Source organism: Corynebacterium sp. 401_CJEI, from assembly GCF_001076435.1.
GTDB classification, from domain to species: domain Bacteria; phylum Actinomycetota; class Actinomycetes; order Mycobacteriales; family Mycobacteriaceae; genus Corynebacterium; species Corynebacterium jeikeium_D.
The window spans coordinates 92,879-103,662 of record NZ_JVIP01000035.1 but is presented as its reverse complement, the minus strand read 5'-3'; the positions used below and the strand labels follow the sequence as shown (position 1 = coordinate 103,662).

Genomic DNA, 10,784 nt, shown 5'->3' with positions numbered 1-10,784 from the left:
TACACCGTGGTTGTGCACACCCCAGCCTGCGCGGCAATCTCGGCAACACTATATGAGCCGGCCATAAGCATCTCGTAGATCACGCGATGCTTATGCATCATCGAGACCTTCGGGTAGTGCGATTGGTGCTGGATCTCAATTCCGGCTTGTCGCGCCCACCGCCTGACAGTTGGTGAGGGTATCCCTAACTCACGTCCAACTGCGCTTGCTGATGCCCCGTTGGCGATGTGTTGAAGCGCAATCGGTTTGATGGCACTGTATTTCGTTCGGCGGGTTTGCTTCACTACTTCTCCTGGTCGAAAGTGGTGATGCATTCACCGCCTGAACCTACCGGCCAATTTTCTGGCCGTTTTTGACATAAACTCAGTCACTAACTTGCACTGGCCCGCCGTCGTCAGCCGTAAGGGCATCGCCCCGCCGCCGCCAGCCATAAGAAAACGCCCGCCGAGTGCCTGAGCACTCCTACGGGCGTTTCTTCTAGACAAGAACTTTGTCAGTCACGGACCACCGAGCTAGTCACCAATCTGGTCACGGCCACGCTTAACAATCTTCGGATCCGGAGTACCGACCAGCTCGTGGTCCTTCTCCGTGTACTCAAACTTGCTCAGCACATAACGCATCGCGTTGATGCGGGCACGCTTCTTGTCGTTGGACTTAATGGTAATCCACGGGGACTCATCGGTATCCGTGTAACGGAACTGCTCTTCCTTCGCGCGGGTGTAGTCACCCCAACGGTCCAGCGATGCGAGGTCCATCGGAGAGAGCTTCCACTGACGTACCGGGTCGACCTGGCGAATAGCGAAGCGAGTGCGCTGCTCCTTCTGGGTCACCGAGAACCACAGCTTGGTCAGCGAAATACCGGAGCCCAGAATCATGTTCTCCAGCATCGGAACCTCACGCAGGAACTCTGCATGCTGAGACTCAGTACAGAAACCCATCACGCGCTCAACGCCCGAACGGTTGTACCAAGAACGGTCGAAGAAGACGATTTCGCCAGCGCACGGAAAATGCTCAATATAGCGCTGGAAGTACCACGAGGTGGACTCACGCGGCGACGGCTTTTCCAGAGCCACAGTTCGAGCACCACGCGGATTCAGGTGCTCGTTAAAGCGCTTAATGGTACCGCCCTTACCAGCGGCGTCACGGCCTTCGAAGAGGATGATGTGCTTCTGACCAGTTTCCTTGGTCCAGTTCTGCCACTTCAGAAGCTCAATCTGCAGCTTCCTCTTAATAGACTCGTATTCCTTGCGCGTCATGCGCTCCTCGTACGGGTAGCCATCGCGCCAGGTATCAACCCGCTCACCGTCTGGAGTGACCAGTACCGGATCGTCCTCATCAGAATCATCGACGACGTAACCTTCGGTCTTCGCCAAATCGACGATGTGGAATTCCTCTTCATTCTTGTCAGCCATACCCCTTATCCTACTGAATTTCTCTACCACACGTCCCCCATGCGGGTGCCCTTACCTGCAATTTCCCAGCAGTTAACGTTCCGTCTTACCGAAATTGAGGGGGTGGGACTGCACGCAGCGACCGTCGATAAGCACTGCGCGTACAATAAATGCCATGTTGTTATCCGAGGCTCTTGCCGCACGATCCGAAGTTTCCGACCGGCTGGCTGAGATTAATCGCCGTCTCGCGCTGGTGGCGCAGGTGCAGGAAGGCGATACGCCTGATGAAGATCCGCAAGCGCTTATTGCCGAAGCCGAGCGTCTGATGGCGCGCTTCGAATGGCTGGTGCGCTCGATTAACGCAACGAATTCCGCTACTGCCTTCGAGGACGGAACGCTTAGCGACGCACTTGCGAAGCGCGACCACCTGCTAACACGGCGGCGGTTCTACACCTCCGCAGCCGATCAGGGCTCGGGTCGGCGGGATCGATACTCAGCTTCGGAGATTCGCTATGTCGCCACTGTGGATATCCGGTCGCTGCGCCAGAAAGCCGACAAGGCGGCGAAGGAATACCGGGACTTGGATACCCGTATTCAGCAGGCGAACTGGTCAACCGAGCTTATCGAGGCCGCGAATAAGCCGGCCGAATAGCAAAGTGGCAGGGTTCGGTAGCGAAACCAGAAGAATTTCACATTTTGATAAGTCGGTAGTTGCATCCAGATTGTCGGCGAGCGCGACGGCCTGTCTCTGGCCTTAAAGGGACACCTAAAGATCTCACCTGTACTGAGGCAGCAGGATTAATAACAGACAGTCCTCGTCATTGCGTACATGGGTACAGATCATCGGTTATTTTTCACTACCAAGCGCTGAGGCGTCTGATGCAACGAGGGTGGGTTCGGGGACTTAAAACTTTCTCAAGTTACACAGCAAAAAGCGCCGCTGAGGATTTCCCTCAGCGGCGCTTTTTAGGCTAACTCAAGCAGTCGGGACCTCTTTTAGAAGCCCATGCCGCCCATCTCGTCGCCACCCGGCATTGCCGGCATAGCCGGTTCCGGCTTGTCAGCGACAACAGCCTCGGTGGTCAGGAACAGAGCCGCAATGGAAGCGGCATTCTGCAGTGCGGAGCGGGTAACCTTCACCGGGTCGTTGATGCCAGCTTCCATCAGGTCGATGTACTCGCCGGTAGCAGCGTTCAGGCCTTCACCCTGCGGCAGGGAAGCAACCTTCTCGGTAACGACGCCGGCCTCGAAACCAGCGTTCAGAGCAATCTGGCGCAGCGGAGCTGCGAGAGCCGCACGCACGATGCGGACACCGGTTGCCTCGTCGCCGGTCAGACCCAGCTCGTCGTCAAGCACGTGCGAGACCTGCAGCAGTGCGGAACCGCCACCTGCGACGATGCCCTCTTCCACAGCAGCCTTTGCGTTACGGACGGCATCCTCAATGCGGTGCTTGCGCTCCTTGAGCTCGACCTCAGTTGCGGCGCCAGCCTTGATAACTGCAACACCGCCGGCGAGCTTAGCCAGGCGCTCCTGCAGCTTCTCCTTGTCGTAGTCGGAGTCGGAGTTCTCGATCTCAGCGCGGATCTGGTTGACGCGGCCCTCGATAGCGGACTGCTCGCCAGCGCCCTCGACGATAGTGGTCTCGTCCTTGGTGACGACCACCTTGCGAGCGCGACCCAGCAGCGGCAGGTCAGCGGTCTCGAGCGACAGGCCGACCTCCTCGGAGATGACCTGGCCATCGGTCAGGATAGCCATGTCCTGCAGCATTGCCTTACGGCGGTCGCCGAAGCCCGGAGCCTTCACAGCGACAGACTTGAAGGTGCCGCGGATCTTGTTGACGACCAGGGTGGACAGAGCCTCACCCTCGACGTCCTCAGCAATAATCAGCAGCGGCTTGCCGGACTGCATGACCTTCTCCAGCAGCGGCAGCAGGTCCTTGATGTTGGAGATCTTGCCGGAAACCAGGAGGATGTACGGATCCTCCAGAACGGCCTCCTGGCGCTCCATGTCGGTGGCGAAGTAACCGGAGATGTAGCCCTTGTCGAAGCGCATACCCTCGGTCAGCTCCAGGTCGAGACCAAAGGTGTTGGCCTCTTCCACGGTAATGACGCCTTCCTTGCCGACCTTGTCCATAGCGGTGGCAATCAGCTCACCGATAGCCGGGTCAGCAGCGGAGATACCAGCGGTAGCAGCAATCTGCTCCTTGGTCTCGATGTCCTTAGCGGACTCCAGCAGCTTCTCGGTAACAGCCGCGACAGCCTTCTCGATGCCGCGCTTGATGCCCATCGGGTTGGAGCCAGCAGCAACGTTGCGCAGACCCTCGGAAACCAGAGCCTGAGCCAGAACGGTAGCGGTAGTAGTACCGTCACCAGCGACGTCGTCGGTCTTCTTGGCAACTTCCTTGACCAGCTCAGCGCCGATCTTCTCGTAAGGATCCTCAAGTTCGATTTCACGTGCAATGGAGACACCGTCATTGGTGATTAGCGGTGCGCCCCACTTGCGCTCGAGGACTACGTTGCGACCCTTCGGGCCCAGCGTAACCTTGACAGCGTCTGCCAGGGTATTCAGACCCGTTTCGAGACCGCGGCGGGCCTCCTCGTCAAATGCAATCATCTTAGCCATGAGGTTTGAAGAATCCTCCGTCTATTTATGTGGCACTTACATTGGAAGTTGACCCAGGCGCCCGCGACGGCATGTGATTCGAGGGAAGCGCCGCCCTCTCCATCACCGGAGTCAACACTGTACTTTTTAACGACTTTTCAACACTTGTTTCAGCACACGCATACACAAGGTGTGAAGTTGTTTTTATTAGCACTCAATTAGAGCAAGTGCTAATTCACTTTTCTAGCACTCAACCCCATCGAGTGCAAGGTTAAGCATTGTCACTCCTGGCGTCACTCCTTATGCCACTTCCAACGCCATCATGGTTGTGCGCCTACACTGTCGCACATGAGCATTATTAATAAGGAACTCACGGAGACCCTGCGAGACCACATCTCCAGCCAACGCGAGACCATCCGCACCCAGCTGACCGAGCTGGTGGCCTTCCCCTCCGTACACGGCACCGAAGAAACCAAGCAGGCCTGCATTGACGCAGTTAAGGCGGTTACCGACATGTACGCAGAGCTGGGCATCGAACTGGAGGCGCACCACACCGTCGACGGCTCGATTGCACTGTCGGGTTTCGTCCCCGGGTCGTCGGAAAGCGCGAAGACCGTACTGCTCTACTCCCATTACGACGTTCAGCCGGCGGGCGACGAATCCGCCTGGACCGCAGATCCATGGACGCTCGACGAGCGCGACGGTCGCTGGTACGGCCGCGGTACTGCCGACTGCAAGGGCAACGTGGTCATGCACCTGGCTGCGCTGCGCGCGCTGCGCGACGACGCTCTTGCGGGCCACGTCGACATGCCAAACATCAAACTCATCGTGGAGGGCTCCGAGGAGCGCGGGTCGGCGGGCCTGAACAACCTCATCGCCACACAGCCAGAGCTTTTCGACGCCGACGTCATCCTCATTGCGGATGTCGGCAATGCCGAGGTTGGCCAGCCGACGCTCGTGACCACTCTGCGCGGCACCGCCGATGTGGAAGTACGCGTCGATGCGCTGGAGCAGCCGGTTCACTCGGGCATGTTCGGCGGCGCAGCCCCGGATGCGCTGGCGGCACTGATTCGCATGCTCGACAGCCTGCGCGATGAAAATGGCTTTACTTCTATTGATGGACTGGACTGCTCGCAGCGGTGGGAGGGCCTGGACTACGCGCCAGAGACTTTCCGCGCTGACGCCGGCGTGCTCAATGGAGTGGGCCTGATTAGCAACGAGGACACTTCCGTCTCCGATCTGACCTGGGCGCGCCCGTCGGTGATTGTGACCGGCATCGACTGCCCACCGGCAACCAATGCTGTCAACGCGATTTCGTCGACCGCCATGGCGCACATTAACTTCCGCATCCCAGGCGGCGTTGATCCGGCTGAGGCGCAGGACGCGCTGGAAAATCACCTGCGCGCACATGCTCCGTGGGGCGTGAAGGTGACGGTCGAACGCGACGAGCTGGCTAACCCGTTCCGGGCCAACGTTGAGGGCAAGGTTGTGCAACTGGTCGCTGACAGCCTGTCGGCCGCCTATGGCAAGGAGACCGCAAGCATGGGCGAGGGCGCCTCAATTCCGCTGTGCGCCACCCTGCTGGACGCCGTACCAGGTGCTGACATCGCGCTTTACGGCGTGGAGGAGCCACAGGCTCGCATCCACTCGGCTGATGAATCGGTCGACCCGAACGAGATTCGCGACATCGCTATTGGCGAGGCGGTTTTCCTGGCCTCTGTCAACGGAATTTAACGGGGACAGCAAAGAATCCACCAAAGATATTGATTGAATGACTTGTGTCACATCTTTTACCTGTAGTAAGGTTCCACCCATGCAGCAGAACATTCTTATTCGAGTAGCGAAGGCTACGAACCCCGGTGGAGGCCGACAGGACTGACCCCTCCACACGGGGTCTCTGGCCGCAACTTCTCAAAGCACTTGGTTGGTCCGCCACTCACAGCAAAAGCAACTAAGCAAAGGACCAGAAAAGAATGTTTCCCACTCGCACCCAGAAGAACATGTCCACTTCGACGACGTTCACGGGCAAGCGCCCTTCGTTGGAGCACCAGGACGACGGCAATGTGCGAACTTATTCCGACGATCCATTTAGGGCTCGATTCGGACATCGCCTGCCTCGAGGCTTAAGGCAAGAAGCTCGTGGCATGAACTGGCAGAAGTTCAAGGACACCTACTCCCCCACGAGCGGCCCGGTTCAGATCAAGAATTTCGAGGCAACCCGCGGCACCCTGGGGCGCTGGAATTTCAACGCTGACTTAACACTGACCGACAAGGACGACCACACCCACACCTTCACCCAGGAGATTACCGCTATGGGGCCGGTGTCGGCTTGCACTAATCTGCTGGCTGATGCAGGTTACCGCGTGGAAATCGTGGAATTCCACCAGTTCGAAATCTTCGAAGCTACCGCTACCTTTGTCTATGCAGGTCACAACAATGACCATGTGTGGACCATGGGCTTCGGCCAGACTCCGGAGGCTTCCGTGCTTTCCGCTTTGGTCTGCGCTGCTAACCGCCTGCATGGGTAGGACGCGGATGCTGCTCGTTTAGTAAACGGGGGGTGTCCCTATGTTTTTGTCAAGTGCCAGACCGATGTTGACGAGCACAGTCTTGGGAGTAGTTTCTTAGGCGTGCCTAGGAGCCGGCCAGCGTGTGCTGGTCGGCTTCGTCTTTGGGGCTTTATGCGGCGACGGGGCGTGGCGGGATTTCGCGGAAGAACTCCTTGTTTTTCAGCATCGCGTAGATGACATTGCATCGGCGTCGTGCCAGGCAGATGACTGCTGCGTTGTGGCGTTTTCCTTCAGCGCGTTTGCGTTCGTAATACCGCCGTGACGGTTCGTGGCTGCGGATAACTGCGAATGCGGAGTAGAACAAGGCGTTTTTCAGTCGTTTATTGCCTGACCGTGCCGGGAATTCACCTCTGATCGACGAACCGGATCGTCTAGTCACGGGTGCTATTCCAGCATAAGCAGCTAAGTGGCCAGCACTAGCGAAGTCGGAGCCATCACCGATCGCAAGAAGGATCTGCGCTGCGGTCTTGATGCCGACTCCGGGCATACTCATCAAGACCTCACAAAGAGGGAAATCAGCGAGCATCTCTTCAACCTGCTCAGCAATGGTGTTTCGTTGCTCTTTGAGGGCCTGGATGTTTGCAGCCAGTTGAGGAATTACTAACTCGGCGGCATCGCTTCCAGGCACGGTGACTGTTTGAGCTTTCAGCGCTGTAAAAATGTCGTCTACCAGCGGGGTGGGGTCTTTACGTGTGCGCTTGATCATCCAGTTCAACACTCGTTGGTATCCGGCTCTTTTTAGCCCCTGCGGTCCCTTGTAATGGATCAATAATTCCAGGATCGGCGTGCGAGTCAGGGTGCTACCAGCAAAAACTCGTTCCAGGCTGGGGTAGATCTGGGTGAGGACACTGCGAAGCCGATTGACAGTGCGAGTGCAATCGCGGGCGATGTCATCATCGAAGCCGGACAGCATCTTTAGGGCGGAGAGTACCTCATCATTGCGGTCGACGGCACGTAGCGTGTGGGGCATTGTGCGGGCGGTGTCGGCGATGATGAATGCGTCGCGTTTGTCTGTTTTTGCACGTCCCGGATAGAGATCTGCAGCTTTGCGCATCGCAAGACCTGGCAGGTATCCGACTTCGCAACCGCAGTCCCGGGCTACAGCAATCGGTAGTGCGCCGATGGTGTTGGGTTGGTCGACGATCACGAGCACGGTGCCAAGCTTCTGAAGCTGGTGAAAAACGCCTGCTAGTTCGGATTCGAGTTGAGGCAACGGTTTGTCGAAGACCTTGTTGCCATCACGGTCTAAGGCGCAGGCGTGGTGTTCAGATTTGCCGACGTCTAACCCAAGGAATATGTCGATGGAATGCTCCGGAGACATGATGAGCTCCTAGAAAACGAGATGGGTATGGCGTTGTTCCAGTCGCTGGTGTCATGACCTTCGTTGCAAGCACCCACGTTACAAAGAGACCTAGTTTAAAACTGGCCGTGTCCCTATCAGCTGTCATCGAAAGTCCTGGCACCCGGCGGCAACACCCCCCCCCGGATTATGGAAACTACAGGGCAGGTAAGCCATACCGGGACCAGCGACTATCCCCATTATCGGGGACACTCACAAGGTAACGGGAATGCGACCGGGGAAGCCCAACGCATGTGGGCCTCGAGCATTCGCGTTTTAGCGCTTCAGCCCCGCGATCATGGTCTTCAAGTTGCTGCGCAGGAAATCCTCGTAGGTTCCCGCGACCGTGCCCGGCTTGCCGAGCTCATCGGAGTGCAGTGGCTCGTCGAAGATCGGAATCCCGGCCTCCTTCGAGACGGTCTTCATGGGGCGCGTATCCACGTTCGACTCCACGAACAGGTGCTTCGGGCGCTTGTCCTTCAGCTGGCGCACGAGGTGTCCGATCTGCGCGGGGGAGCCGTTTTCATCCGTGTCGATCTGCCAGATATACAGCTGCTCCATGCCGTAGGTGTCGACCATGTATTGGAAGGCATGTTCACTGGCCACGAGCACACGATCCTCCTTCGGCAGCGCACCGATCTGCTCGCGGTAGTCGGCGTCGATGCTCTCCAGCATGGCCTTGTACTCCGCCCCCTTCTCCTCGATGTGCTCGGCACGCTCGGGCAGGGCCTCGGCCAGCGCCGCGGTCACGTTCTCGGCCATCGCGATGCCGACGGTCGGGTCCAGGAAGGCGTGCGGGTTGATCTCCTGATTGCCCTTTTCGTCCTTGAGGTACTTCGGTTCCACGCCCTTGGTGGCCTCGACCATCTGGGAATCGTCCAGGCCCGCGGTGTTTTTCAGTTTCGCGAGCCAGCCGTGCTCACCGCCCTCGAGGTTCAGCCCGTTGTAGAACAGCAGGTCGGCGTCGCTCGTCGCATCCAGGTCCGCGGGCAGGGGGTCGTAGTCGTGCGGGTCCGTGCCGGTCGGCACGAGGTTATGGACGTCCACCGCCTCGCCGCCGATCTCCTCCACCAGGTCCGCCAGCAGCGTGAAGGTGGTGACGACGTTCAGCTGCTCACCGTCTGCCTTCTCCTCCGTCGAGAAGGTCACGGCCCCGAACACGAGGGCACCGCCCACCAGGAGGGCCAACAGCGCGGCCAGTGGCTTATTGCCCAGCGAGCGAGCAATCAGTCCCTTGCCTGGCGCGAAGAGGAAAGCCAGCAGGAACAGCGCGCTGGCGGTCAGCACGATCGTCACGCCGGAGGACACGTTGTAGCTATAGCTCAGGAACAGCCCCACTACGGAGCTGAGCGCCGAGATCGCCACTGAAAGCCCGATCATCACTCCCAGCCGGTTCGTCAGCAGGTACGCCGCCGACGCCGGAGTGATCAGCAGGGAGACCACCAGGATCACGCCCACCGTCTGCAGGGAAATGACCGTCACCAGCGTGAGCACCACCATCAGCCCGTAGTGGATTGCCCGCACGGGCACGCCAGCCGACTGCGCCATGACGGGGTCGAAGGTGCTGAGCTTGAGCTCCTTGTAAAAGACCAGCGTGAGAATCAGCACGGCAGCGGCAATACCGATCGAGAGGTTGCGGTCGGCGTCCTGAACGGTCAGGACGTTGCCGAAGAGGATCTCCGTCAGATCCGTCGCCGTCTGCGCTTTCGCCATGAGCAGCACGCCGATCGCGAAGAAGGTGGAAAAGACGATGCCGATCGCCGAATCGTTCTTCACAGTGGAGCGTTCGCTGATCAGCCCGATCGCCAGTGTGGCGAGTAGACCCGCGACCACCGCCCCGAGGAAGAGGTTCGTGCCGAGCAGGTAGGAGGCCGCGACCCCCGGTAGTACGGCGTGCGAGATGGCGTCGCCAATCAGGGCCATGCCGCGCAGCACGATGAAGCTGCCGACGATGCCGCAGGCCACGCCCACGATCACCGAGGTGATCAGCGCTTTTTGCAGGTAGCCGTGGCTGAGTAGTGAGTCGAGGAACTCCGCGATCATGCTGTCTCCTCCTGGAGGGCTGCCTGCCGTGGCGTGGGGTGGGCTGGTGCTGACGGCTCGCGGATGACGAGCGCGCCGAAGGCCTTCTGCAGCACGTCGGGGACGAAGACCTCCTCGGTGGGACCCGCCGCGACGAGCTCGCCGTTGAGGACGATGAGGTCGTTGTAGTAGCCGCGCACCGTGTTCATGTCGTGGTGCACGACGACGACGTGCTTGCCCGCGTCCGCCATCTGCCGCAGCAGGGTCACGATCGTCTTCTCGCTGGGGACGTCGATGCCGACGAAGGGCTCGTCCAGGAAGATGTACTCCGCGTCCTGGACGATGGCGCGGGCAAAGAGGACGCGCTGGAACTGTCCGCCCGAGAGTTCGCTGATGTGGCGGTGGCGAAAGTCCCACATGTCGACGTCCTTGAGAGCCTGGGTGGCTGCTTCGCGTTCGGCCTTGCCGGGGCGGTGGAAAAGACCCAGGCGCGGGTAAGTGCCCATCAGGACGGTGTCGAAGACGCTGGTGGGGAAGTTGCGGTCGAGGTCAGAGCGCTGCTCGATATAAGCGATTGCGCGGCGCTGCTCGGCGGGGGCCTTGCCGTCGAGGGTGACGGGGTAGCCGGCGGGGGCGCCGGTGGGGCCTGTGCCGTGGACGTTGTGTTTGTCCAGGATCTGGAGCATCGCCTTCATGAGGGTGGATTTGCCTGAGCCGTTGGGGCCGATGATGCCGTGCATGCCGGGGGAGTCGAGGGTGAAGCTGATGTTCCGAATCGCGGTGTTCGCGCCGTAGCTCACGCTCAAGTTCTGGACGCTAATACTCATGGCAGCCAAGAATAGTGGTCAGTTCAATGAATCA

9 protein-coding genes are annotated in these 10,784 nt (G+C 59.2%); 3 read left to right on the top strand and 6 right to left on the bottom strand.

All coding sequences use genetic code 11. The annotated features are described in order from the left end of the window. On the bottom strand, nt 1-314 hold a 314-nt coding region (locus ADM64_RS10815), incomplete at its 3' end, for a helix-turn-helix domain-containing protein (RefSeq protein WP_241486319.1). A gap of 198 nt (nt 315-512) precedes the next feature. Continuing rightward, a complete protein-coding gene (ppk2, locus tag ADM64_RS07970) occupies nt 513-1,412 on the bottom strand; it encodes a polyphosphate kinase 2 (RefSeq protein WP_005510168.1) in 900 nt (299 codons plus the stop codon). A gap of 154 nt (nt 1,413-1,566) precedes the next feature. Between ppk2 and ADM64_RS07965 the strand changes: the two genes are divergently transcribed. Further along, nucleotides 1,567-2,043: a DIP1984 family protein gene (locus ADM64_RS07965; RefSeq protein WP_049190643.1), complete on the top strand. Its 477-nt coding sequence runs from the start codon at nt 1,567-1,569 to the stop codon at nt 2,041-2,043. Nucleotides 2,044-2,387: 344 nt separating this feature from the next. Here the strand turns inward: ADM64_RS07965 and groL are convergent, their stop codons facing one another. Beyond that, a complete protein-coding gene (groL, locus tag ADM64_RS07960) occupies nt 2,388-4,013 on the bottom strand; it encodes a chaperonin GroEL (RefSeq protein ID WP_049193799.1) in 1,626 nt (541 codons plus the stop codon). A 327-nt stretch (nt 4,014-4,340) separates the two neighbouring features. On the opposite strand from groL, the gene ADM64_RS07955 reads away from it, so the two are divergent. Beyond that, a complete protein-coding gene (locus ADM64_RS07955) occupies nt 4,341-5,726 on the top strand; it encodes a dipeptidase (protein WP_049193798.1) in 1,386 nt (461 codons plus the stop codon). 239 nt (nt 5,727-5,965) lie between these two features. Further along, entirely contained in the window at nt 5,966-6,520 is a 555-nt protein-coding gene (locus tag ADM64_RS07950; RefSeq protein WP_048731724.1) for a hypothetical protein, read from the top strand. Between the two features lie 151 nt (nt 6,521-6,671). Here the strand turns inward: ADM64_RS07950 and ADM64_RS07945 are convergent, their stop codons facing one another. The 3 genes from ADM64_RS07945 to ADM64_RS07935 all read right to left on the bottom strand — a co-directional run bounded on the left by ADM64_RS07945 (nt 6,672) and on the right by ADM64_RS07935 (nt 10,750). Further along, complete coding sequence (locus ADM64_RS07945; protein WP_011273191.1) at nt 6,672-7,883, bottom strand: IS110 family transposase; 1,212 nt, start codon at nt 7,881-7,883, stop codon at nt 6,672-6,674. A gap of 294 nt (nt 7,884-8,177) precedes the next feature. Continuing rightward, entirely contained in the window at nt 8,178-9,944 is a 1,767-nt protein-coding gene (locus ADM64_RS07940; RefSeq protein ID WP_222865187.1) for a metal ABC transporter solute-binding protein, Zn/Mn family, read from the bottom strand. Further along, on the bottom strand, nt 9,941-10,750 hold the full coding sequence (locus ADM64_RS07935; protein ID WP_035006260.1) for a metal ABC transporter ATP-binding protein: 810 nt from the start codon (nt 10,748-10,750) through the stop codon (nt 9,941-9,943). Before ADM64_RS07935 ends, ADM64_RS07940 begins: the two co-directional genes overlap by 4 nt. Between the last annotated feature and the right edge of the window lie 34 nt (nt 10,751-10,784).

Bases quoted from the DNA above. Each gene is read 5' to 3' on its own strand.
- ADM64_RS07940 (WP_222865187.1), bottom strand. From the start codon at position 9,944: ATGATCGCGGAGTTCCTCGACTCACTACTCAGCCACGGCTACCTGCAA.
- ADM64_RS07965 (WP_049190643.1), top strand. From the start codon at position 1,567: ATGTTGTTATCCGAGGCTCTTGCCGCACGATCCGAAGTTTCCGACCGG.
- ADM64_RS07950 (WP_048731724.1), top strand. From the start codon at position 5,966: ATGTTTCCCACTCGCACCCAGAAGAACATGTCCACTTCGACGACGTTC.
- ADM64_RS07955 (WP_049193798.1), top strand. From the start codon at position 4,341: ATGAGCATTATTAATAAGGAACTCACGGAGACCCTGCGAGACCACATC.
- ADM64_RS07935 (WP_035006260.1), bottom strand. From the start codon at position 10,750: ATGAGTATTAGCGTCCAGAACTTGAGCGTGAGCTACGGCGCGAACACC.
- ADM64_RS07945 (WP_011273191.1), bottom strand. From the start codon at position 7,883: ATGTCTCCGGAGCATTCCATCGACATATTCCTTGGGTTAGACGTCGGC.
- ppk2 (WP_005510168.1), bottom strand. From the start codon at position 1,412: ATGGCTGACAAGAATGAAGAGGAATTCCACATCGTCGATTTGGCGAAG.
- groL (WP_049193799.1), bottom strand. From the start codon at position 4,013: ATGGCTAAGATGATTGCATTTGACGAGGAGGCCCGCCGCGGTCTCGAA.